20 protein-coding genes and 1 pseudogene are annotated in these 23,384 nt (G+C 66.2%); 5 read left to right on the top strand and 16 right to left on the bottom strand.

Annotation, left to right across the window (positions count from 1 at the left end; translation table 11 throughout):
- A pseudogene (locus tag MF6396_RS29085) lies at positions 1-94 on the bottom strand (ATP-binding protein); the annotation flags it as partial.
- Positions 95-216: 122 nt separating this feature from the next.
- Between MF6396_RS29085 and MF6396_RS22515 the strand changes: the two are divergent.
- The 3 genes from MF6396_RS22515 to MF6396_RS22505 are packed head-to-tail and all read left to right on the top strand — an operon-like array spanning position 217 to position 5,413.
- Positions 217-1,305 (top strand): efflux RND transporter periplasmic adaptor subunit, encoded by a 1,089-nt coding sequence (locus MF6396_RS22515; RefSeq protein ID WP_078481614.1) that lies wholly within the window; start codon positions 217-219, stop codon positions 1,303-1,305.
- Positions 1,302-2,369, top strand: coding sequence for an efflux RND transporter periplasmic adaptor subunit (locus MF6396_RS22510; RefSeq protein ID WP_043861587.1), 1,068 nt, complete (start codon positions 1,302-1,304; stop codon positions 2,367-2,369). Before MF6396_RS22515 ends, MF6396_RS22510 begins: the two co-directional genes overlap by 4 nt.
- Positions 2,366-5,413 (top strand): efflux RND transporter permease subunit, encoded by a 3,048-nt coding sequence (locus MF6396_RS22505; RefSeq protein WP_043861588.1) that lies wholly within the window; start codon positions 2,366-2,368, stop codon positions 5,411-5,413. Before MF6396_RS22510 ends, MF6396_RS22505 begins: the two co-directional genes overlap by 4 nt.
- Before the next feature lie 66 nt (positions 5,414-5,479).
- Here the strand turns inward: MF6396_RS22505 and MF6396_RS22500 are convergent, their stop codons facing one another.
- The 12 genes from MF6396_RS22500 to MF6396_RS22445 all read right to left on the bottom strand — a co-directional run bounded on the left by MF6396_RS22500 (position 5,480) and on the right by MF6396_RS22445 (position 17,344).
- Entirely contained in the window at positions 5,480-5,935 is a 456-nt protein-coding gene (locus tag MF6396_RS22500; RefSeq protein WP_078481613.1) for an REP-associated tyrosine transposase, read from the bottom strand.
- A 651-nt stretch (positions 5,936-6,586) separates the two neighbouring features.
- Positions 6,587-7,231, bottom strand: coding sequence for a methionine ABC transporter permease (locus MF6396_RS22495; RefSeq protein ID WP_054915900.1), 645 nt, complete (start codon positions 7,229-7,231; stop codon positions 6,587-6,589).
- Positions 7,221-8,342, bottom strand: coding sequence for a methionine ABC transporter ATP-binding protein (locus tag MF6396_RS22490; protein WP_078481612.1), 1,122 nt, complete (start codon positions 8,340-8,342; stop codon positions 7,221-7,223). The genes MF6396_RS22495 and MF6396_RS22490 overlap by 11 nt, the downstream gene beginning before the upstream one ends.
- A 1-nt stretch (position 8,343) precedes the next feature.
- Entirely contained in the window at positions 8,344-9,150 is an 807-nt protein-coding gene (locus MF6396_RS22485) for a MetQ/NlpA family ABC transporter substrate-binding protein (RefSeq protein WP_054915901.1), read from the bottom strand.
- Positions 9,143-10,525, bottom strand: a complete 1,383-nt coding sequence (locus MF6396_RS22480) for an LLM class flavin-dependent oxidoreductase (RefSeq protein ID WP_054915902.1) — start codon at positions 10,523-10,525, stop codon at positions 9,143-9,145. Before MF6396_RS22480 ends, MF6396_RS22485 begins: the two co-directional genes overlap by 8 nt.
- Positions 10,525-11,730: an SfnB family sulfur acquisition oxidoreductase gene (locus tag MF6396_RS22475; RefSeq protein WP_058541693.1), complete on the bottom strand. Its 1,206-nt coding sequence runs from the start codon at positions 11,728-11,730 to the stop codon at positions 10,525-10,527. Before MF6396_RS22475 ends, MF6396_RS22480 begins: the two co-directional genes overlap by 1 nt.
- A 21-nt stretch (positions 11,731-11,751) precedes the next feature.
- Entirely contained in the window at positions 11,752-12,993 is a 1,242-nt protein-coding gene (locus MF6396_RS22470) for an SfnB family sulfur acquisition oxidoreductase (RefSeq protein ID WP_078481611.1), read from the bottom strand.
- A gap of 183 nt (positions 12,994-13,176) precedes the next feature.
- A complete protein-coding gene (locus MF6396_RS22465) occupies positions 13,177-13,902 on the bottom strand; it encodes a hypothetical protein (RefSeq protein ID WP_043861596.1) in 726 nt (241 codons plus the stop codon).
- A 182-nt stretch (positions 13,903-14,084) separates the two neighbouring features.
- On the bottom strand, positions 14,085-14,846 hold the full coding sequence (gene tcyN / locus MF6396_RS22460) for an L-cystine ABC transporter ATP-binding protein TcyN (protein ID WP_058541691.1): 762 nt from the start codon (positions 14,844-14,846) through the stop codon (positions 14,085-14,087).
- 3 nt (positions 14,847-14,849) lie between these two features.
- Positions 14,850-15,518 (bottom strand): cystine ABC transporter permease, encoded by a 669-nt coding sequence (gene tcyL / locus MF6396_RS22455; protein ID WP_088514101.1) that lies wholly within the window; start codon positions 15,516-15,518, stop codon positions 14,850-14,852.
- A complete protein-coding gene (gene tcyJ, locus MF6396_RS22450; RefSeq protein ID WP_043861601.1) occupies positions 15,515-16,309 on the bottom strand; it encodes a cystine ABC transporter substrate-binding protein in 795 nt (264 codons plus the stop codon). The genes tcyL and tcyJ overlap by 4 nt, the downstream gene beginning before the upstream one ends.
- Before the next feature lie 21 nt (positions 16,310-16,330).
- A complete protein-coding gene (locus MF6396_RS22445) occupies positions 16,331-17,344 on the bottom strand; it encodes a D-cysteine desulfhydrase (protein ID WP_078481610.1) in 1,014 nt (337 codons plus the stop codon).
- 193 nt (positions 17,345-17,537) lie between these two features.
- Here MF6396_RS22445 and epsC point away from each other — a divergent pair, with 193 nt between their 5' ends.
- Both epsC and betT read left to right on the top strand, forming a co-directional pair.
- On the top strand, positions 17,538-18,470 hold the full coding sequence (epsC, locus tag MF6396_RS22440; RefSeq protein ID WP_043861603.1) for a serine O-acetyltransferase EpsC: 933 nt from the start codon (positions 17,538-17,540) through the stop codon (positions 18,468-18,470).
- Between the two features lie 274 nt (positions 18,471-18,744).
- Entirely contained in the window at positions 18,745-20,742 is a 1,998-nt protein-coding gene (gene betT, locus MF6396_RS22435; RefSeq protein WP_054915907.1) for a choline transporter BetT, read from the top strand.
- A 150-nt stretch (positions 20,743-20,892) separates the two neighbouring features.
- Here the strand turns inward: betT and tauD are convergent, their stop codons facing one another.
- The 3 genes from tauD to tauB are packed head-to-tail and all read right to left on the bottom strand — an operon-like array spanning position 20,893 to position 23,378.
- Positions 20,893-21,726, bottom strand: coding sequence for a taurine dioxygenase (gene tauD / locus MF6396_RS22430; RefSeq protein ID WP_054915908.1), 834 nt, complete (start codon positions 21,724-21,726; stop codon positions 20,893-20,895).
- 21 nt (positions 21,727-21,747) lie between these two features.
- Positions 21,748-22,587, bottom strand: coding sequence for a taurine ABC transporter permease TauC (tauC, locus tag MF6396_RS22425; RefSeq protein WP_043861606.1), 840 nt, complete (start codon positions 22,585-22,587; stop codon positions 21,748-21,750).
- Positions 22,584-23,378, bottom strand: a complete 795-nt coding sequence (gene tauB / locus MF6396_RS22420; RefSeq protein WP_043861607.1) for a taurine ABC transporter ATP-binding subunit — start codon at positions 23,376-23,378, stop codon at positions 22,584-22,586. Before tauB ends, tauC begins: the two co-directional genes overlap by 4 nt.
- Between the last annotated feature and the right edge of the window lie 6 nt (positions 23,379-23,384).

The following is a 23,384-nucleotide window of genomic DNA, read 5'->3' as shown; positions in this document are numbered from 1 at the left end:
CCCCCCGCGTCTGCCCCAACGCCTTCTCCAGCACGATGCAGTTGCTCTGCGCATCCTGTTCCAGCGCCGCGATCAAACGCGATGCAGGCGACAGCCCCCACCCCTCGCAACGTCGCCGCTGTGCTCAATTGCCCCCAGGACAAGCGGCACGCGGAACCCTGATCTACGCTAACAGTCGCATCTAGCAACTGCCCAGAACCCACGCAAGGAGCCCGCATGACGGTGTCGCCCCCTAACCTGATCGTCTGCCTGGGGCTTGCGCTGCTGCTTGGCTGCGGCGAGAAGAAAGCCGCCGCACCCGACCTGCCCAGGATGGCGGTGCAACAGGTCAAGGCCGGCGACTTTGCAGCCTCCGTGACCCTCACCGGCGATGTTCAGGCACGGGTACAGGCCGACCTGTCGTTTCGCGTGGGCGGCAAGATCATCGAGCGCAACGTCGACGTGGGCGATCACGTCAGCGCCAATCAGGTGCTGGCGCGCCTGGACCCCAAGGACCTGCAAACCAATGTCGACTCGGCCAAGGCCGAGGTCTTCGCCGAACAGGCTCGCGTGACCCAGACTTCCGCCGCCTTCGTGCGCCAGCAGAAGCTGCTGCCCAAGGGCTACACCAGCCAGAGCGAATACGACGCGGCCCAGGCCGCCCTGCGCAGCAGCCAGAGCGCGCTCAAGGCCGCCCAGGCGCAACTGGCCAACGCCCGCGAACAACTGAGCTACACCGCGCTGATCGCCGAGGCGCCCGGGGTGATCACCGCGCGCCAGGCCGAGGTGGGGCAGGTGGTGCAGGCCACCGTGCCGATCTTCACCCTGGCCCGCGACGGCGAGCGCGACGCGGTGTTCAACGTCTACGAATCGCTGCTGATGGCGCCACCCACCCAGCAGGCGATCATCGTCAGTCTGCTCGACGACCCCAAGGTGCAAGCCAAGGGGCACGTGCGTGAAATCACCCCGACGGTCTCGGCGCAGAGCGGCACGGTGCAGGTCAAGGTCGGCCTGAGCGAGGTGCCGCCGGCCATGCAGCTGGGCTCGGTGGTGAGTGCCACCGCCAGGGCCGAGGGCACCCCGAGCATCGAGCTGCCGTGGTCGGCGCTGACCAAGGATGTGCATGACCCGGCGGTGTGGCTGGTGGGCCAGGACAACAAGGTCAACCTGCGCAAGGTCAAGGTGCTGCGCTACCTCACCGGCAAGGTGGTGGTGGGCGACGGCCTCAAGGGCGGCGAAACCGTGGTGATCGCGGGTGGGCAGTTGCTGCACCCGGACATGCAGGTGGAAGTTGCAGACCCAGCCGATATCGGGGTGACGCAATGAGAACCCTGTGGCTGATGTTCGCTTGTGTGTTGCTGGCCGCCTGCGCCGATGACGAGCCGCCGCCCGAGCCGGTGCGCCCGGTGCTGTCCCAGGTGGTGCAGGCGCAGGACCAGGCGCGCCTGGGGCGCTTTGCCGGCTCCATCCAGGCGCGCTACGAAAGCACCCTGGGCTTTCGCGTGGGCGGGCGCATCGCCCGGCGCTGGGTGGATGTGGGCGCCACGGTGAAGGCCGGCGACACCCTGGCCACCCTCGACCCCACCGACCAGCAGAACCAGTTGCGTGCCGCCGAAGGCGACCTGGCCAAGGTGCAGGCGCAGTGGATCAACGCCCAGGCCAACGCCCGTCGTCAGCAGCAGCTGTTCGACCGGGGCGTGGGTGCCCAGGCCCAGCTGGACATCGCCCAGACCGACCTGAAGACTACCGGCGCCTCGCTCGAACAGGCCAAGGCGGCGGTCAACCAGGCCCGCGACCAGCTCGGCTACAGCACCTTGCAGGCCGACCACCCCGCCGTGGTCACTGCCTGGCAGGCCGAGGCCGGGCAGGTGGTCACCGCCGGCCAGGGCGTGGTCACGCTGGCGCGCCCGGACGTCAAGGAGGCGGTGATCGACCTGCCCGCAGGCCTGGCCGACGAACTGTCGGGCGAGGTGAAGTTCCTGGTGGCCGCGCAACTCGACCCCAGCGTGAACACCAGTGCCGTGCTGCGCGAGATCGAGCCCCAGGCCGACGCGGCCACGCGTACCCGGCGCGCGCGCCTGACCCTGGCCGACACCCCCGAGGCCTTTCGCCTGGGCACGGCCATCAGCGTCACCCTGAGCTCGGCGATCCAACCGCGCAGCGAGCTGCCGTTGAGCGCCCTGCAGGAGGTCGACGGGCACACCCGGGTATGGGTCGTCGACCCGCAGCAGCATACGGTTTCATTGCGTGACGTGAAGGTCAGCGAGCGGCTGGACAACAGCGTGGTGCTCAGTGCCGGCCTGCAGCCGGGCGAGCGTGTGGTCACGGCGGGGGTCAACAGCCTCAAGCCTGGCCAGAAGGTAAAAATCGATGAGGAAGGCCCGCGATGAAAGGAAGCTTCAACCTGTCGGAATGGGCACTCAAGCACCAATCCTTCGTCTGGTACCTGATGTTCGTCGCGTTGCTGATGGGGGTGTTTTCCTATTTCAACCTGGGCCGTGAGGAGGACCCCTCGTTCACCATCAAGACCATGGTCATCCAGACCCGCTGGCCCGGCGCCACCCAGGACGAGACCCTGCTGCAGGTCACCGACCGCATCGAGAAGAAACTCGAGGAACTGGACTCGCTCGACTACGTGAAAAGCTACACCCGGCCCGGCGAGTCGACGGTGTTCGTCAACCTGCTCGATACCACCAAGGCTGGCGACATCCCGCAGATCTGGTACCAGGTGCGCAAGAAGATCCAGGACATCCGCGGCGAGTTCCCCCAGGGCATTCAGGGCCCCGGCTTCAACGACGAGTTCGGCGATGTGTTCGGCTCGGTGTATGCGTTCACCGCCGACGGCATCTCGATGCGCCAGCTGCGCGATTACGTCGAGCAGGTACGTGCAGAAATCCGCGAGGTGCCGGGGCTGGGCAAGGTCGAGATGATCGGCCAGCAGGACGAGGTGCTGTACCTGAACTTCTCCACCCGCAAGCTGGCGGCCCTGGGCATCGACCAGCGCCAGGTGGTGCAGGCGTTGCAGGCGCAGAACGCGGTGACCCCGGCCGGGGTGATGGAGGCCGGCCCCGAGCGTATCTCGGTGCGCACCACTGGCCAGTTCGCCTCGGAGAAAGACCTGGAGCAGGTCAACCTGCGCCTGGACGACCGCTTCTATCGCCTGGCCGATATTGCCGAGATCAGCCGCGGCTACGCCGACCCGCCCACGCCGATGTTCCGCTACGACGGCAAGCCTGCCATCGGCCTGGCCATCGGCATGAAGAAGGGCGGCAACATCCAGGCCTTCGGCAAGCAGCTGCACGAGCGCATGGAGGCCGCCACTGCCGACCTGCCGGTGGGCGTGGGCGTGCACACCGTGTCGGACCAGGCGGTGGTGGTCGAGGAGGCCGTGGGCGGCTTTACCAGTGCGCTGTTCGAGGCGGTGGTGATCGTGCTGGTGGTCAGTTTCATCAGCCTCGGGGTGCGTGCCGGGCTGGTGGTGGCCTGCTCGATTCCGCTGGTGCTGGCCATGGTGTTCGTGTTCATGGAGTACAGCGGCATCACCATGCAGCGGATCTCCCTCGGCGCGCTGATCATCGCGCTGGGCCTGCTGGTGGATGATGCGATGATCACCGTGGAGGTGATGGTCACGCGGCTGGAGAAGGGCGAGAGCAAGGAGCAGGCGGCCACGTTCGCCTACACCTCCACCGCCTTCCCGATGCTCACCGGCACCCTGGTGACGGTGGCGGGTTTCGTGCCCATCGGCCTGAACGCCAGCTCCGCGGGCGAGTACACCTTCACCCTGTTTGCGGTGATCGCCGTGGCGCTGCTGGTGTCGTGGGTGGTGGCGGTGCTGTTCGCGCCGGTGCTGGGGGTGCACCTGCTCAGCGCCAAGGTCAAGGCCCACGACGCCGAGCCCGGGCGTATCGGTCGCGGTTTCAACCATGGCCTGCTGTGGTGCATGCGCCACCGCTGGATCACCATCATCGGCACCGTGGTGCTGTTCGCCCTGGCGGTGTTCAGCATGCGCTTCGTGCAGAACCAGTTCTTCCCGTCCTCGGACCGCCCGGAGATCCTGGTGGACCTCAACCTGCCGCAGAACGCCTCCATCGACGAGACGCGCAAGGCGGTGGACAAGCTGGAGGCGACCCTCAAGGACGACCCGGACATCGTGCGCTGGAGTACCTACATCGGTCAGGGCGCGATCCGTTTCTACCTGCCGCTGGACCAGCAGCTGGAGAACCCGTACTACGCCCAGCTGGTGATCGTGAGCAAGGGCCTGGAGTCGCGCGAGGCGCTGACGGCGCGTCTGAAGGAGCGCCTGCGCAAGGACTTCGTCGGCATCGGCAGCTACGTGCAATCGCTGGAGATGGGCCCGCCGGTGGGGCGGCCGATCCAGTACCGGGTCAGCGGCAAGGACATCGACCAGGTGCGCAAGCATGCGATCGAACTGGCGGCGCTGCTCGATGGCAACTCCCATGTGGGCGAGATCATTTACGACTGGAACGAGCCGGGCAAGGTGCTGCGCATCGACATTGCCCAGGACAAGGCGCGCCAGCTTGGGCTGTCGTCCGAGGACGTGGCCAACCTGATGAACGGCATCGTCAGCGGCTCGCCGGTGACCCAGGTGAACGATGACATCTACCTGATCGACGTGATCGGGCGCGCGGTGGACAGCGAGCGTGACTCGCCGCAGACCCTGCAGAACCTGCAGATCGTCACGCCCAGCGGCACCTCGATTCCTTTGTTGGCGTTTGCCACGGTGCGTTACGAGCTGGAGCAGCCGCTGGTGTGGCGGCGTGACCGCAAGCCGACCATCACGGTCAAGGCGGCGGTGCGTGACGAGATCCAGCCGACTGACCTGGTGGCGCAGCTCAAGCCGCAGATCGACGAGTTTGCGCGTAAGTTGCCGGCCGGTTATCAGGTGGCGACGGGGGGCACGGTGGAGGAGAGCGGCAAGGCCCAGGGGCCGATTGCCAAGGTGGTGCCGTTGATGCTGTTTCTGATGGCGACGTTCCTGATGATTCAGCTGCACAGTGTGCAGAAGCTGTTCCTGGTGGCGAGCGTGGCGCCGCTGGGCTTGATTGGCGTGGTGCTGGCGCTGATCCCCACGGGTACGCCGATGGGGTTCGTGGCGATATTGGGCATTCTGGCGCTGGCGGGGATCATCATCCGCAACTCGGTGATCCTGGTGACGCAGATCGATGCGTACGAGGCTGATGGGTATGCGCCGTGGGATGCGGTGGTGGAGGCCACGGACCATCGTCGCCGGCCGATTCTGCTGACGGCGGCGGCGGCGAGCCTGGGCATGATTCCGATTGCGCGGGAAGTGTTCTGGGGGCCGATGGCCTACGCGATGATTGGCGGCATCATTGTCGCCACGTTGCTGACCTTGCTGTTTTTGCCGGCGCTGTATGTGGCCTGGTACAAGATCAAGGAGCCGCAGCGCGAGTAATGGCCCGTTCGCTGGCCGGCCTGCCCCTGTAGGAGCCGGCCTTGCCGGCGAAAGCCGTTGCACGGTTCAAAGCCAGATGGCATCCCAGTGCGGATAGTCCCCGATGTTTTGCACGAGCCCGGCCCGTAGAGGATTGGCCACGATGTAACGTGCCGCTGCCTGGACATCCTCATCCTTGCGCAGCGCGCGATCGTGAAAGCCGTGTTGCCAAAGACGACCTTTTCGATGGAATGTCTTGTTCACCAGGCAGGTACTGCGGGATTTGATCCTGCGCATCAGCGACGCCAAAGTGCCGTGTTGCAGTTCGATCAGCCAATGCAGGTGATCTGGCATTAGCACCCAGGCCAGTGACTTGGCCAGGCGCTGGTGCTGGGCGTACTGCAGTTGCTCGACCATCAGGCGGGCGATTTGGAAGTCGCTGAAAACCGGGTGCCGGTGCTCGACCACACTGGTGAGCAGGTACAGCCTGCCGGGTTCGGAGAACCGGCCGCGCCGCAGGAGGTGAGCGTTTGAACGATCCATGTCAGTTTCCTTGAAAGGTAGAGATTTCAAGGTAGCTGTGGCGTTGTTGGTGAGACGTATGGCTTTGGTTCTTAATGTGTTCGGCCTGGCCTCTTCGCCGGCAAGGCCGGCTCCTACAGGTAGGGCGTCGTCTGTAGGAGCCGGCGTTGCCGGCGAAGCAGTCGACGCTGCTCAACGCCTGGCCGTTTCATCCTGGCTGTGTGGGCAGTTATCGAAGGTGCAGAGTAGTTGGCTATTGATGTGTTCTGGCTGGCCTCTTCGCCGGCAAGGCCGGCTCCTACGGGTAGAGCGTTGTCTGTAGGAGCCGGCGTTGCCGGCGAAGCAGCCGACGCTGCTCAACGCCTGGCCGTTTCATCCTGGCTGTGCGGGCAGCTGTCGAAGGTGTAGGTAGTTGGTTATTGATGTGTTCGGCCTGGCCTCTTCGCCGGCAAGGCCGGCTCCTACAGGTAGGGCGTCGTTTGTAGGAGCCGGCGTTGCCGGCGAAGCAGCCGACGCTGTCCAACGCCTGGCCGTTTCATCCTGGCTGTGCGGGCAGCTGTCGAAGGTGCAGGTAGTTGGTTATTGATGTGTTCTGGCTGGCCTCTTCGCCGGCAAGGCCGGCTCCTACGGGTAGGGCGTCGTCTGTAGGAGCCGGCCTTGCCGGCGAAGCGATCACCGCTTGTTCAACCCCCGCGCCAACCGGTCCCCGCCCAGCTGGATCAACGCCACCAGCACCACCAGCATCACGATCACCGTCAGCATGATCTGGCTGTCGAAGCGCTGGTACCCGTACCGGTACGCGATGTCCCCCAACCCTCCGGCACCAATCGCACCGGCCATCGCCGACGAATTGATCATGGTCACCAGGGTGATGGTGAAGCCGCCCACGATGCCCGGCAGCGCCTCGGGTAACAGCACATGCCAGACGATGTGCCAGCGCCGGCACCCCATCGCCTGCGCCGCCTCGATCAGCCCATGATCCACCTCGCGCAGGCTCACCTCGGCAATGCGCGCAAAAAACGGTGTGGCCGCAATCGTCAGCGGCACCACCGCCGCCCACACGCCATACGTGGTGCCCACGATCAGCCGCGTGAACGGGATCAACGCCACCATCAGGATCAGAAACGGTATCGAGCGGAACAGGTTGACGAACGCCCCCAGCACGCGGTTCACCAGCGGCGCCTCGTAGATGCCGCCCTTGCCGCTGGTCACCAGGATCACCGCCAGCGGAATGCCCGCCAGCAACGCGATCAGCGACGACACGCCCACCATCAGCAAGGTGTCGAGTACCCCCTGCAACAAACGATCAAACCACATAGCCCAGCACCTCCACCTGCGCCGCCCACTGGCGCGCCCGTTCGATCACCTGCGCATGCCCGTGCGCCGAGTTGGCCACCGACACCACCAACTGCCCCAGCGCACGTTCCTGGATCGGTTCGATACCGCCCTGCAGCAGGCTCACCTGGCCGCCCAGCAACGCGAACAGCGTCGACAGTTCCGGTGCCTCGCGGTCGCGCCCGCTGACGCGCAGGCGCAGTACCAGCGCGGCCTGCGCATTCGGCGCCTCGGGCAGCAGGCGGGCCTGCAGGTGCTGCGGCAAGGCTGGCTGCAGCGGCGCCAGCAAGGTCTTGCTGACCGCGTGCTGCGGGTCGCCGAACACCTGCCACACCGCCCCCTGCTCGACGATGCGCCCGCGCTCGAGCACCACCACGCGATGGCAGATATCGCGGATCACCGCCATCTCGTGGGTAATCAGGATGATGGTCAGGCCCAGGCGCTGGTTGATGTCGCGCAGCAGCGCCAGGATCGAGCCGGTGGTCTCCGGGTCCAGCGCCGAAGTGGCCTCGTCGCACAGCAGTATCTGCGGGTCGTGCACCAGCGCGCGGGCAATCCCCACGCGCTGCTTCTGCCCCCCCGACAACTGCGCCGGGTACACCCCGTGCTTGTCCTGCAGGCCCACCAGCTCCAGCAGTTCGGCCACCTTGCGCTGGCGCTGGGCCTTGGGCACGCCGGCCACCTTCAGCGGCAGCTCGACGTTCTGCCACACGGTCTTGGCCGACATCAGGTTGAAGTGCTGGAAGATCATGCCGATGCGTCGGCGCAACGCCACCAGGTGGTCCTCGTTGTGCTCGCCGATGTCGACCTGGTCGATCAGCACCCGGCCGGTGCTGGGTTGCTCCAGGCGGTTGAGGGTGCGGATCAGCGACGATTTGCCGGCGCCGCTGCGGCCGATGATGCCGAAGATCTCGCCGCGCTGGATGTTCAGGTCGATGTCCGCCAGCGCCGCCGTGGCCTGCCCGGGGTAGGTCTTGTTGACGCCGATCAGGCGCACTTGCGCGCTGCTCAACTCAGGGTGCAGCGCGTGCCGTGGCGCGGGCTGCGCAGGTGGGCTGGGGTGCGCCGTCTGGCGGGCGGTGGCAGCACTCATCTCAGCTCTCCCAGCCCGGCTGGTAGAGCTTGCCGTAGGCTTTGTCGAGGGCTGCGCGTACCACCGGCGAGTGCTGGTAGATATCCACGAACCTGGCCAGGCGCGGGTCGTCCTTGCTCTGCGGGCGGATCACGAACTGGATCACGTATTCCTTGTGCTCCACGCCGTCGAACATCAGTGCCGAACCTGCATCGAAGGTGTTGGCCAGGCGGATGTAGTGCGGGTAGCCCTGCACCAGGTCGGCGTCGTCATAGGCACGCACCAGTTGCACGGCCTCGACCTGCAGGATTCTGAGCTTTTTCGGGTTGGCGACGATGTCGTCCTCGGTGGCCTTGTAGCCCACCCCCGGCTTGAGCGTGATCAGGCCGGCCTTGGCCAGCAGTTGCAGGCCGCGTCCGCCGTTGATCGGGTCGTTGGCGATGGCGGCGGTGGCGCCCTGGGGCAGCTCGTCGAAGCTTTTGTACTTTTTCGAGTACAGCCCGACATTGTTGATGATGCCCGGTGCATACGGCACCAGCGTCGAGCCCGCCGCGGCGTTGGCGTTTTCCAGGAACGGGATGTGCTGGAAGTAGTTCACGTCGAGGTCGCCGGCGGCGAGGCTGACGTTGGGCGCGATCCAGTCGCTGAACTCCACCAGTTCCACCTTGAGGCCCTGCTTCTTGGCCTCGTCCACGGCTGCTTCCAGGGCCGGGGCGAAGGCTGCGGTGGTGCCGACCTTGAGCGGTGCATCGTTGGCATGGGCGCCACCGATCAGGCCGAGGGCCAGGGCCAGGGCCGCGACAGGGCGGGCCAGAAATGTCTTAAGCATGCGGTTGCGCTCCAGTCGGGTTGAGGGTGCGATAGCCCGCGCCGGTATGGTCGGCGGGCAGGTGCGGGCCGGCGGCGAAGAGTTTTTCGCGCAGGCTGCCGTCGGTGTAGGCGGTCTTGTACGAACCGCGACGTTGCAGCTCGGGGATCACCAGATCGATGAAGTCCTCATAGCTTTCCGGGGTGACGGTGCGGGCCAGGTTGAAGCCGTCCAGGCCGGTCTCCTCGATCCAGCGCTCCAGTTCGTCGGCAACCTGGGTCGGCGAGCCGACCAGGGTGATGTAGCGCCCGCCCAGGGCGTGCTGGTCGAGCAGCTTGCGCCGGGTCCAGTCGTTGTTCTGCAGGTGCTTGGTGGCGGACTGGATGGCGTTGCTCTTGACGTACTGGATCGGCTCGTCCAGGTCGTATTCGGCAAAGTCGATGCCGGTGGAGCTGGCAAAGTGCGCCACGCCGGCCTCGGGGCTGGCATGGCGCAGGTACTCGGCGTGCTTGGCGCGGGCCTGCTCCTCGGTGCGGGCCACGATCACGGTGAGGCCCATGAACACCTTCACCGCGTCGCCATCACGCCCGGCCGCCGTGGCCGCGGCGCGCACCTTGTCGACTTGGGCGCGGGTCGCGGCCTTGTTCTGGCCACTGATGAACACGCATTCGGCATGCTGCCCGGCAAACGCCAGGCCACGCTCGGAGGCGCCGGCCTGGAACAGCACCGGGGTGCGCTGTGGCGACGGTTCGCACAGGTGATAACCCTCCACCCGGTAGAACTCGCCGTGGTGCTGCACCTTGTGCACCTTGGCCGGGTCGGCGTACACGCGCTGTTCGCGGTCATTGCGCACGGCGTCGTTTTCCCAGCTGCCTTCGAGCAGCTTGTACAGCACCTGCAGGTACTCGTCGGCCTGGTCGTAGCGCCGGTCATGCTCGGGCTGCGCGTCCAGGCCCATGGCCTTGGCCGCGCTGTCGAGGTAGCCGGTGACGATGTTCCAGCCCACCCGACCATTGCTCAGGTGGTCGAGGGTCGAGAGCCTGCGGGCGAACAGGTACGGCGGCTCGTAGGTGAGGTTGGCGGTGAGGCCGAAACCCAGGTGGCGGGTGACCGCGGCCATCGCCGACACCAGCAGCAGCGGGTCGTTGACCGGCAGCTGGATGGACTCCTTGAGGGGCACATCGACCGACTGCTGGTACACGTCGTACACCCCGACGATGTCGGCGATGAACAGGCCGTCGAACAGCCCGCGCTCGAGCAACCGCGCCAGGTCGGTCCAGTACTCGAGGGTCTTGTACCGGGTCGAGGTGTCGCGCGGGTGCGTCCACAGGCCGTGGTTGATATGCCCCACGCAGTTCATGTTGAACGCGTTGAGCAGGATCTTCTTTTTCGCCATCAGATGGTGCCCCGCAACGGTGGGTTTTCATCGTTGAGGTAGAAGTTGCCGATGGCGTGGTACTTCCAGCGCACCGGGTCGTGCAGGGTGTGCACGCGGGCGTTGCGCCAGTGGCGGTCCAGGCCGTGTTCGGCCAGGGTGGCCTGGCTGCCGGCCAGTTCGAACAGCGTGCTGCCGGCGGCCAGGGAGATCTCGGTACTGATGGCGCGTGCCTCGGCCACGGCGATGGAGGCCGCCGCGACGGTGTCGGCATTGGTCTCGGCCTGGGCTCGGTCGAGGTATTCGCCGGCGCGTTCGAGCAAGGCTTCGGTGGCATGCAGGCGGATCGCCAGGTGACCGAAGGACTTGAGCGTCAACGGGTCGTCGACTGCCTTGTCGATACCCGAGTCGATCCATGGCCGGGTGCGCGTGCGCACAAAATGCAGGGCATCTTCATAGGCGGCGCGGGCGATGCCGGTGTCGATGGCGGCGTGCAGAATCTGCGCCAGCGGGCCGACCGGGGTCGGGCGCTCGAAGGCGCTCTGGAACGGCACCACATCGTCGGCCTCGACACGCACGTTGTCGAACACCACCGAGCCACTGCCGGTGGTGCGCTGGCCGAAGCCGCTCCAGTCGTCGATCACGTCGAGCCCGGCGCTGTCGGCGGGCACGAAGGCCAGCTGTTGTACGCCCTGTTCGTCGATCACCGAGGTGGGGATGCGCTGCGCGTACAGCGCGCCAGTGGCGTAGAACTTGCGGCCGTTGATGCGGTAGCCGTCACCGTCACGGGTGAGGGCGGTGGTGCGGTCGTGGGCGGTCTTGGTGCCCAGTTCGGCCAGGGCGTTGCCGAAGCGCCTGCCGGCCAGCACCTCGGCGTACAGGCGTGCCTGCTGCTGCGGGCTGCCGTTCACGCGCAGCACTTCAAGGGCGTAGAAATGGTTCTGCGGGATCTGCCCCAGCGAGGCGTCGGCCTGGGCGATACGGGCGATGACCTTGGCCAGGGTGACGTTGGACACGCCCGCGCCACCGAAGGCTTTCGGCACGCTGATTCCCCACAGGCCCGAGCGCGAGAACAGCGCCAGTTCCGGGTGCGGCAGGCGGCGTTCGCGATCGCGCTCGATGCTGTCGCGGCGCAGTTGTTCGGCAATCTGTTCGGCAGTTTCCAACGCCTGGGCATCAGAAGAGATGACCGCCACGAGATCGTGCGGTTGCGGCAATAGGCTCATGAGAGGGCTCCAGTGGTCTGGTCAGATCCAGGAATGCCGGGCAGGCAGGGTCGCGTTGAGGTGGTAGGCGCCCACGGCGTGGTACTTCCAGCGCACCGGGTCGTGAAGGGTGTGCACGCGGGCGTTGCGCCAGTGCCGGTCGAGGTTGAACTCGGCCAGGGTGGCGCGGCTGCCCGACAGCTCGAACAGCTTCTCGCTGGCCTGCAGGGCAATCTCGGTGGTCAGCACCTTGGCTTCGGCCACGGCAATCGAGGCACGTGCGGCAGCGGCGGCGTCGATGGGCGCGGCGTTGACCTCGTCGAGCACGCGCGCGGCGCGGCCGAGCAGCGCCTGGGCGGCATGCAGTTCGAGGGTCAGGCGGCCGATGTCGGCAATCACATACGGGTCGTCACTGGCGCGATCGACCTTGGCGTCGATCCACGGCCGCGCGCGTTCGCGCACGAAGCTGATCGCATCGGCCACTGCGGCCTCGGCGATGCCGGCGTCGATGGCGGCCTGCACCAGCTGCGAGGCGGCGCCCTGGATGTTGGGGCTGTCGGCCTGGCGCCAGTTGTCGAGCACCAGCTCCGCGTCCACCGGCACTTCGTTGAGCAGCACCGTGCCGCTGGCGGTGGTGCGCTGGCCGAAGCCGGACCAGTCGTCGACGATACGCAGGCCCGGGCTGCCACGGCGCACGAAGGCCATGACCTGGCGCCCGTCGTCGTTCAGCGCCTTGACTGCCACCCAGTGGGCGAACAGCGCGCCGGTGGAATAGAACTTCTGCCCGGTGAGCAGAAAGTGATCGCCCTGGCGCACGGCGCGGGCCTTGAGTTCGAGGGTGTTCTTGCTGCCGCGCTCGGGGCCGGCATTGCCGATGCGCCAGCCGTCGAGCACCGACTTGAACAGCAGGTGCTTCTGGCGTTCGTTGCCGGTGTTCTTGACCTGCTGGAGGATGCCGAACTGGTTCTGCGGGATCTGCCCCAGGGCCGGGTCGGCCGCACTGATGATGCGGAACACCTCGGCGATGGTGGCGAAGGAAACGTCCGGCCCGCCGTGCTCGCGCGGGATGCTGATGCTGCCCAGGCCGCTGCGGGTGAACTGCTCGATCTCGGCCCACGGCAGCTTGCGCTGCTGGTCGCGGCGGGCGGCCTGCAGGCGCGCGGCGGCGGCCAGTTCATGGGCGGCCTCCAGGGCCTCTGCGTCATTGCGCAGGACCTTGGCCGGCAGCAGTAATGGGGCGTTGTCCAGATCGCTGTGGACTGCGTCGTGTACCAAGCTGGACATCAGTACCGCTCCTTGGCTGCACTCAATGCCCTGGCGTTGCGCACTGGGGTGATTGTGTTCCTGACCATACCTACCTCACGTATTGGAAACGTCGCCGTGATCGATATGGGCGACAGAAATGCGCTGGTCCGGTGGTCCGGTCTATATACCCTAAGCGTGTATAAAAATTAAATAAACTAACCTTTAGGAATATGCATAGAAGTGCCTCCGCGGCCCTTGGCCGAACACCCGCAGGCGCACGGCCGGGGCCCACTGCGAGCAGTTGCCGACCTTGTCCAGAATGCAGTAGCTGGCGTCCAGGTGCTCGTCGTTGCCGGCTTCCAGCAGCACTTGGGTCGGGATCAGGCCCTGTATCGGGCAGCCGATACCGTCGCCGGGCAGTGGCGCCAGGTCGATGCGCAGGTCGGCCCAGCGCAGGGTGATCGCATCGCCTTCGGCCATGTGCCGGTACGGCGCGATGTTGAACGGTACACCCTGCCCGCAGCGGCTCAGATCCAGCCCTTGGCGCAGCAGCCGGCCAGGCAGGCGCAAGGGCGTCAGGTGCGGGTTCTCCGGGGTGGTCACGTAGCCGCCGGGGCAGTTCAGCTTGACCGCTACCTGCAATGGCGCGGAGCGTCGCGGGTGCTGGCCGGGCTGGAGCAGGCGGTAGTGCAGGGTGTTGAGCCCCGGGTAGAGCATCTGCCTGGGCACGCCGAGGGCGATCGAGGTGCCGGGCTCGCCGGCGCGCAGTAGATGCGCGGCCACGTAGCGGTTGCCCCAGAACAGCTCCAGCAGGTCGCCGGCCTGCAGGGTCGGTGCGGTCTGGATGCTGGCTTGCAGGTGGCTGGCGGTGTGCACGCCAATGCCATGGGGCGCGATATGGAGCAGGGCGGGGGGCGGCAGTTCAGATCCTTTGGCTGCGCGGTGCATGGTCCGTTTCCTTGTGCGGGTGGTGGCACGAGGCTTTGGTTATTGGCTGGATCGGCAGGTGAGTCAAGGTGCCCGATGGCCGTGACCGGGCAGTCGGCAGCGCTTCAGAGCGGTCCTACCCGAAGCGGCATGGGGGCTGTGGATAAACTCGGATTTGTCTGTGCTCGGGCGGTGCATCCGGGTCAGTGGGCGTGGCCCTGCGCGCCGAGAAACTTGCCCAGAAACTGGCGTGTGCGTTCTTCCTTCGGCGCGGCGAACAGGGCCTTGGCCTCGCCCTGTTCGACGATCACGCCCTTGTCGAAAAAGATCACCCGGTTGGCCACGTCGCGGGCGAAGTTCATTTCGTGGGTGACGATGATCATGGTGCGGTTTTCCTGGGCCAGGCCGCGAATGGTCGCCAGCACCTCGCCCACCAGCTCGGGGTCCAGCGCCGAGGTGGGTTCGTCGAACAGGATCACCTGCGGCTCCATGGCCAATGCCCGGGCAATGGCCACGCGCTGTTGCTGGCCACCGGACAGGCGCCGCGGGTAGGCGTCCTCCTTGCCCGCCAGGCCGACCTTGGCCAGCAGCGCACGGCCCAGGGCCAGGGCCTTTTCGCGGGGGGCCTTCTTGACCACCAGCGGCCCCTCGATGACGTTCTCCAGGGCGGTGCGGTGCGGGAACAGGTTGAAGTTCTGGAACACGAAACCGACCTGCTGGCGCAAGTGGCGAATCAACGTGGCCTGCTTGGCCAGCGGGCGGTCGCCGTCGATCTCGATGTCGGCCACACGAATGCGTCCGCTGCTGGGGGTCTCCAGCAGGTTCAGGCAGCGCAGGAAGGTGGTCTTGCCCGAGCCGCTGGGGCCGATGATGGCGATCACTTCACCGGCCTCGACCGTCAGGCTGATGTCGTCGAGCACGGTCAGGCCGTTGAACTGCTTGCTCAGGCGGGTGACTTCGATCATGCCTCAGGGCTCCAGGTCATGGCGGTTGACCCGCGCTTCCAGACGGTTCTGCAGGTGGGCCAGCGCGCTGGCCAGCACCCAGTAGATCAGGGCGGCGGCCAGGTACATGGTGAAGATCTCGAAGGTGCGTGCGGTAATCAGCTGGGCCTGGCGGAACAGCTCCGGCACCTGGATGGTGGCGGCCAGCGCGGTGTCCTTGACCAGCGAGATGAAACTGTTGCCCAGCGGCGGCAGGGCGGTGCGCGCGGCCTGCGGCAGGATCGCGCGGCGCATCGCCTGGCCGCGGGTCATGCCGATGCTGGCGGCGGCCTCCCACTGGCCGCGGTCGATGGAGCTGATCGCGGCGCGCAGGATTTCACAGGCATAGGCGGCCATGTTCAGGGAAAACCCAATCAGCGCCGCAGGCAGCGGGTCCAGCTCGATGCCCAGCTGCGGCAGGCCGTAATAGATCATGAACAGCTGCACCAGCAGCGGCGTGCCGCGAAAGAACGACACGTAGACCCGCGCCGTCCAGCTCAGCAGCTTGATCGCAGACAGGCGCATCAGCGCCAGGCCGAAGCCGATCAACAGGCCGAAGAACATCCCGCCCAGGCTCAGGAACACCGTGAAGTAGGCGCCCTTGAGCAGAAAGGGCGCGCTGTCCAGGGCCAGCTGCAGGCTCTCTTCGATCATTGCGTCACGTCAGCACTGAAATACTTCTCGGAAAGCTTTTTCAGCGTGCCGTCGGCGCGCAGTTTGTCGAGGGCCTTGTTGATCGCGTCGAGCAGTTCCGGCTCGCCCTTGCGCAGGGCCACGCCGGCTTCCTGGCGCGAGAAGGCGTCGCCGGCGGCGATGGTGTCCTTGGCTTTTCTGGCGTATTCCAGTGCCGCCAGGCGGTCGATCAGGATGGCGTCGATGCGGCCCACGCGCAGGTCCTGGAACTTGCTCGGGTCATCGTCGTAGGTCTTGATGATGGCCTTGGGCACGTTGTCCTTGAGCCATTGCTCGTAGTTGGTGCCCAGGCCCACGCCCACCTTCTTGCCGGCCAGGTCCTGGGCGGTCTTGATGGTGTCCTTGTTCTTGGTCAGCACCAGGGCCTGGATGCCGGAAACGGTGTAGGGCTCGGAGAAGTCGTATTTCTTCTTGCGCTCGTCGGAGATGGTCACCTGGTTGACCACGATGTCCAGACGCTTGGATTCAAGGGCGGCGAGGATGCCGTCCCACTTGGTCGGCTGCAGCCTGGCCTTGACCCCCAGCTCCTTGGCCAGGGCCTCGGACAGCTCGACCTCGAAGCCGGTCAGCTTGCCGTCGGTGTCGACGAAGCTGAATGGCGGGTAGGTACCCTCCAGGCCGACACTGATGCTGCCGCTGTCCTTGATCTTCTGCAATTGCTCGCCGGCGACCGCCTGGCCAAGCAGGCCCAGGCCAAGTACCAGGGCAGCCCCTGTGCCCAGCAACTGTTTACCGAATACGGAAATCGTCATGACTGGCCCCGCTGATATCAATTAAGCCGTTATTGGTTGACTGCTCCAGACCTCAGGGTAGGCGAATAATGCAGGTGCCCCACCGGTATGCAGAAAAATCAGCGGGCCCTCGTCGAAACGCTGGCGCGCGATGCCGTCGAGCAGCCCGGCCATGGCCTTGCCGGTGTACACCGGGTCCAGCAGCAGGCCCTCGTGGCTGGCCAGCAGGCGGATGGCGGCCAGGGTGCCGGCCTTCGGTTCGCCGTAGCGCGGCGCGAAGTACTCGTCCCACAGCTCGACCTTGAAGGCGTCAGGCAGGTCGATGCCCAGCAGCTCGGCGGTGCGTTCGGCCAGGCCCTGCACCTTGGGGCGCTGGGCCTCGTCGCTGCGCGACACGGTCACGCCGATCAGCGGCAGTTGCGGCAGCGCTTGGGCCAGCGCCAGGCCCAGGCCGCTGTGGGTGCCCGCACTGCCGGAGGCCAGCACCACCCCGGCGAAGGTCTGCCCGCTGCGGGTGATCTGCTCGGCCAGCTCCAGCCCGGCGCGCACATAGCCCAGGGCGCCACGCGCATTGGAACCGCCAATCGGCACGATGTAGGGCTTGCGTCCGCTGGCATGCAGGCGCACGGCCAGCGCCTGCAACTGGTCATCGGCATCGTCGAGGTTATCCACAAGCTCGACCCTGGCGTCGAACAGTTCCAGCAGCAGGCGGTTGCCGTTGTGCTGGTAGGCGGGGGAGTCGGTGCCGATGGGGTTTTCCAGCAGGGCCACGCAGCCCAGGCCCAGTTGCGCGGCCAGTGCTGCGGTCTGGCGCACGTGGTTGGACTGGATGGCGCCGGCGGTGATCAGCGTATCGGCACCGCTGGCCAGCGCGTCGGCGGCCAGGTACTCGAGCTTGCGCAGCTTGTTGCCGCCCAGGGCCAGCGGGGTGAGGTCGTCGCGCTTGATGTAGATGTCGCGCCCGGCCCAGGCCGACAGGCGTTCGAGCCGGTGCAGCGGGGTGGGTGCATCGAGCAAGGGCAGGCGTTTGAAGCGTTCGAGCTGGTGTTCGATCATGGCATCGGGCTGACTGGGGAAACTTCGACTATAGGCAGCCGTGGGCGTCTCTTCCACTGGGGCGGCTTATGCCGGATTTATAGCCAAAGCGCATAAAGGGATATTTTTTCCGCCGTGGCCATTTGCCGTAAAGTGATCCGCAACAAGGCGGCCACCCCCTCCACAAGCCGCCGCCGCGTCAGGAGAGACAACCGTGAGCGACAACGCGCAAACAGGCCATTGGCAGTTGCAAACCCTCGTCAGCCAGCTGCGTTCAGCCCGTGACCAATGGCGCAGCCGCAATGGCCGCAGCAGTGGCGAGCAGGGCGGGCGCGAGCTGCCCTCGCGCGAGGCGATGCGCCAGATTCTCGAGCAGCTGTGCGGCGCGCTGTTCCCCATGCGCCTGGGCCCGGTGGACCTGCGCGAAGAGAGCGAAGACTTCTATGTGGGCAACACCCTGGACGCGGCGCTGACCGCATTGCTGGCCCAGGCGCGCCTTGAGCTGCGCTACGCCGCGCGCCAGGGCAAGGCCGAGTCGCTGGAGATTGACGCCCAGGCGCTGCGCCTGATCCAGGATTTCGCCGCCGCCCTGCCGGGCCTGCGCACGTTGCTCGATACCGATGTACTGGCGGCCTATCACGGCGACCCGGCGGCGCGCAGCGTGGACGAGGTGCTGCTGTGCTACCCCGGCGTGCTGGCAGTGATCCACCACCGCCTGGCGCATCACCTGTACCGCGCCGGGCTGCCGCTGCTGGCGCGCATCAGTTCGGAGCTGGCGCATTCGGCCACCGGCATCGACATTCACCCCGGCGCACAGATCGGCCCGAGCTTCTTCATCGACCATGGCACCGGTGTGGTGATCGGCGAGACGGCGATCATTGGCGAGCGGGTGCGTATCTACCAGGCGGTGACCCTGGGCGCCAAGCGGTTCCCGGCGGACGAGTCGGGGCAGTTGCAGAAGGGCCAGCCGCGCCACCCGATCGTCGAGGACGACGTGGTGATTTACGCCGGCGCGACTATTCTGGGGCGTATCACCATCGGCAAGGGCTCGACCATCGGCGGCAATGTGTGGCTGACCCGCAGTGTGGCGGCAGGCAGCAACCTGACCCAGGCCAATCTGCAGCATGATGATGGGACGCAGAAGTAAGGAACTTTCCTGGGAGCGCCAGCCTCTGTAGGAGCCGGCCTTGCCGGCGATCGAGCGCGTAGCGATCGCCGGTTGCCCATGCGCTGATGCGGGCCTGATCCATTTTTCGCCGGCAATGCCGGCTCCTACAGGGTCGCGTACCGACCCCATCCATGTTTAACTTGAACGCTCGTTCAACTTAAACGGTGGTCCGCTGCCGGTGTTCAACAGGAGGAAACCCTTTGCTGAACCCGTACAACTCAACCCTCACACACCCCGGCGAGGTGCACACGCAATGAGTGCACCGTCTTCGAATACCCCCAGCACTATCCGCATGAACCCCCCGGTGTTCTATTTTGCCGCCAGCTTCATCCTGCTGTTCGGCCTGGCCGTGATCAGCAACCCGCAGGTGGCCGGTGAATGGCTGCTGGCGGCGCAGAACTGGGCCGCCAACACCGTGGGCTGGTACTACATGCTGGCGATGACCCTGTACCTGGTCTTCGTGGTGGTCACCGCCTTGTCCGGCTACGGCAAGATCAAGCTCGGTGCCGACCACGACGAACCCGAGTTCAGCTACCTGTCGTGGGCCGGCATGCTGTTCGCCGCCGGCATCAGCATCACGCTGTTCTTCTTCTGCGTCTCCGAACCCCTGACCCACCTGCTGCAGCCGCCCCAGGGCGAAGCCGGCACCGCCGAGGCCGGGCGCCAGGCGATGCAGCTGCTGTTTCTGCACTGGGGCCTGCACGGTTGGGGCGTGTTCGCCTTCGTGGGCATGGCGCTGGCCTACTTCGCCTACCGCCACAACCTGCCGCTGGCGCTGCGTTCGGCGCTGTACCCGCTGATCGGCAAGCGCATCAACGGCCCCATCGGCTACGCGGTGGACGGCTTCGGCATCATCGCCACGGTGTTCGGCCTGGGCGCCGACATGGGCTTTGGCGTGCTGCACCTGAACTCGGGCTTGGACTACCTGTTCGGCATCCCGCACACCCAGTGGGTGCAGGTGATCCTGATCAGCCTGATGATGGGTGCAGCGGTGGTGGTGGCCATCGCCGGGGTCGACAAGGGCGTGCGGGTGATGTCCGACATCAACATGGTGCTGGCCTGCGCACTGCTGCTGTTCGTACTGTTCGCCGGGCCTACCCAGCACCTGTTCAACACCCTGATCCAGAACCTGGGCGACTACCTGGGCGCGTTGCCGCGCAAGAGCTTCGACGTGTACGCCTACAACGAACCGAGCGACTGGCTGGGCGGCTGGACGGTGTTCTACTGGGCCTGGTGGATTGCCTGGGCGCCGTTCGTCGGGTTGTTCATCGCACGGATTTCCCGCGGGCGCACCATCCGCGAGTTCGTGTTCGGCGTGCTTCTGATTCCGCTGGGCTTCACCCTGGCGTGGATGTCCATCTTCGGTAACAGCGCGATCCTGCAGGTGCTCAATGGCGCTACGGCGCTGGGGCAGTCGGCGCTGGAAAACCCCTCGATGAGCCTGTACCTGCTGCTGGAAACCTACCCGTGGAGCAAGGTGGTGATCGCGGTCACGGTGTTCATCAGCTTCGTGTTCTTCGTCACTTCGGCCGACTCGGGCACGGTGGTGCTCTCGACCCTGTCGGCCCGTGACGGCAGCCCGGACGAGGACGGCCCCAACTGGCTGCGGGTGTTCTGGGGTGCGATGACGGCGCTGGTGACCAGCGGGCTGCTGTTTGCCGGCAGCATCGACTCGCTCAAGTCGGCGGTGGTGCTGACCTCGCTGCCGTTCTCGGTGATCCTGCTGGCGATGATGTGGGGCCTGCACAAGGCGTTCTACCTGGAGTCGCAGCGTCAGATCGCGCAGATGCACTCGCTGGCACCGTTCGCCAACTCGCGGCGCGGGCGTGGCGGCTGGCGGCATCGCCTGAGCCAGGCGGTGCACTTCCCCTCGCGGGACGAGGTGTACCGGTTCATGGATGACGTGGTGCGCCCGGCGATTGCCGAGGTGACCGACGTGTTTGCCGAGAAGGGCCTGAATGTCATCACCCAGGAAGACCCGAGCCACGACAACGTGAGCCTGAAGATCGGCCATGGCGAAGAGCAGCCGTTCATCTACCAGGTGCAGATGCGCGGCTACTTCACGCCATCGTTCGCACTGGCCGGGCTGGGCACGCAGGAGTTGAAGAACCGGCGCTACTACCGCGCCGAGGTGCACCTGAGCGAAGGCAGCCAGGATTACGACCTGGTGGGCTACAGCAAGGAGCAGATCATCAACGACATCCTCGACCAGTACGAGCGTCACCTGCAGTTTTTGCACATGGTGCGTTAGGGCTGCCGGCCCCTTCGCCGGCAAGGCCGGCTCCTACAGGAGCCGGATTTGCCGGCGAATGCCTCCCTCTTGCCAGCTACGCCCAACGGGGTGTTTTCATACCTTGATTCGTACCACGTAGTACGTAATTGATGGCCGCGGCGCACCGCTTCAAAACGGCTTGTCGCCCAGAATAGTCGCCCGATGCATTACCCGCCGCTGCGGTCGGTAATCGTCTACCGCGTAATGCTGCGTTACGCGGTTGTCCCAGAACGCCACGTCGTTTTCCTGCCAACGCCAGCGGATGGTGAACTCCGGGCGCGTGGCGTGGGCGAACAGCAGTTTCAGGATCGCCTCGCTCTCGGCCTCGCCCAGTTCGTTGATGCGGGTAGTGAAGCCTTCGCTCACGAACAGCGATTTGCGCCCGCTCACCGGGTGCGTGCGGATCACCGGGTGCGACAGCGGCGGGTTGTTGCGCCGCGCCGCTTCCCAGCGCGCCAGGTCTTCGGCGGTGTTGCCAAAGCGCTCCAGCGGAAACGACTTGGTGAAGTCGTGGGTGGCGGTCAGCCCGTCGAGCAGCTGGCGCAGCGGCGCCGACAGTGCCTCATAGGCGGCAATGCCGCTGGCCCACAGGGTGTCGCCACCATAGGCCGGCAACTGCTTGGCGCTGAGCACCGCACCCAGCGCCGGGGTGGGCAGAAAGGTCACGTCGGTATGCCAGATGGCGTTGTCGCGTACATCGGTGACGGCCGTGTCGAGCACTAGTACCTGTGGCGTTTCGGGCACGTTGGGGTAGATGGGGTGAATGTGCAGATCGCCGAAACGCGCGGCAAAACTGGCCTGCTGCTGCGGGGTCAGCGGCTGCTCGCGAAAGAACAGCACCTGGTGCTGGAGCAGCGCCTGCTCCACGGCGTCACGGTGTTCACGGCTGATCTCGCGGGTCAGGTCGATGCCGCTGATCTGGGCGCCGAGCGCGGGGCTCAGCGGGGTAATGGTCAGGCTCATGTCGGTCTCTTTGTGCAAGTCTCAATGGCTCTGGCCATGCCAGGGCACGAGCTTGCGCTGCAGGGCGCGCAAGCTCATTTCCAATGCGAAGGCGATCAGGGCAATCACCAGAATGCCCAGCACCACCACGTCGGTCACCAGGAACTGCGCGGCTGACTGCACCATGAAGCCCAGCCCGCTGGTGGCGGCAATCAGTTCGGCGGCCACCAGGGTCGACCAGCCCACGCCCAGGCCGATGCGCACGCCGGTAAGAATGTCGGGCAGCGCGCTGGGCAGGATCACGTGGCGAATCAGTTGTGCCCGGGTGGCCCCCAGCGACTGCGCGGCGCGCAGCCTGGCCGGGTCGACGGTGCGTACGCCGGTGGCGGTGGCGATGGCGATCGGGGCGAAGATCGCCAGGTAGATCAGCAGCACCTTGGACAACTCGCCGATGCCGCACCAGATCACGATCAACGGCAGGTAGGCCAGCGGCGGGATCGGCCGGTAGAACTCGATCAGCGGGTCGAAGATGCCGCGGGCAATACGGTTGTGGCCGATGGCGATGCCGATCGGGATCGCGGTCAGGATCGCCGCGCCCAGGGCCAGGCCGATACGCTGCAGGCTCGCGCCCAGGTGCTGCCACAGGGTCGATTCCATGTAGCCCTGGGTCATCAGTAGCCAGGCCTTGCCCAGCACCGCCTCGGGCGAGGGCAGAAACAGCGGCTCGATCCATTCGGCGGCGGTCACCGCCCACCAGGCCAGCAGCAGCGTGGCCAGGGTCAGTACGCTGATCCAGCGTGTGCTCAGGCTGCGCCGCACCTTCACGGGCACCGCTGCAGCAGCGGCAGGTTTGGCCGTTACCGGCAGGTCGAGGCTGCTCATGCGAGCTCCTTGCGCGGGGTGGCGCTGCGTTGGGAGAACACCCGCGACAGTACGTGCTCGCGGGTTTCGATGAAGCGTGGGTCGGACTTGATCGCGCGTGCCGATTCGCCTGCGGCGTAGCGCTGGCCGAAGTCCAGTTGCAGGCGCTCGACGATCTGCCCCGGGTTGGGCGCCAGCAGCACCAGTTCGGTGGCCAGGAACACCGCCTCCTCGATGTCGTGGGTAATCAGGAACACCGGCTTGGCGGTGCGTTGCCACACCTGCAGCAGCAGTTCCTGCATCTGTTCGCGGGTGAATGCATCCAGGGCGCCGAACGGCTCGTCCATCAGCAGGATGCGCGGGTCGGCAGCCAGTGCACGGGCCAGGCCCACACGCTGCTTCTGCCCGCCCGACAATTGCCAGATACGCCGGCTGCCGAAGTCGGCCAGGTCCACCAGGGCGAGCATTTCGCGGGCCCTGGCTTCACGTTGTGCACGGGGTACGCCGGCCAGTTCCAGGCCGAAGCCGACGTTGGCCAGTACGTCCTGCCAGGGCAGCAGGGCGTCGTCCTGGAACACCACGCCACGGTCGGCGCCGGGGCCCTGCACCGCTTGGCCATCGAGGGTGATGCGCCCGGCGCTGGGGGTGACGAAGCCGGCGATCAGGTTGAGCAGCGAAGTCTTGCCGCTGCCGGAAGGGCCCAGGGCCACCAGCAGCTGCTGCGGGCCCAGGCTCAGTGAGATGTCGGCCAGTACGGGTTCGGCAGCGCCGGGGTACTGTGCGCTGATGCGCTCCAGTTGTAGCAGGGCCATGAAGGG

Source organism: Pseudomonas sp. MF6396, from assembly GCF_002018915.1.
In the GTDB taxonomy this organism is placed as follows: Bacteria; Pseudomonadota; Gammaproteobacteria; order Pseudomonadales; family Pseudomonadaceae; genus Aquipseudomonas; species Aquipseudomonas palmensis.
The sequence above is the reverse complement of the archived record's forward strand: the minus strand, read 5'-3'. Positions and strand labels throughout refer to the sequence as shown.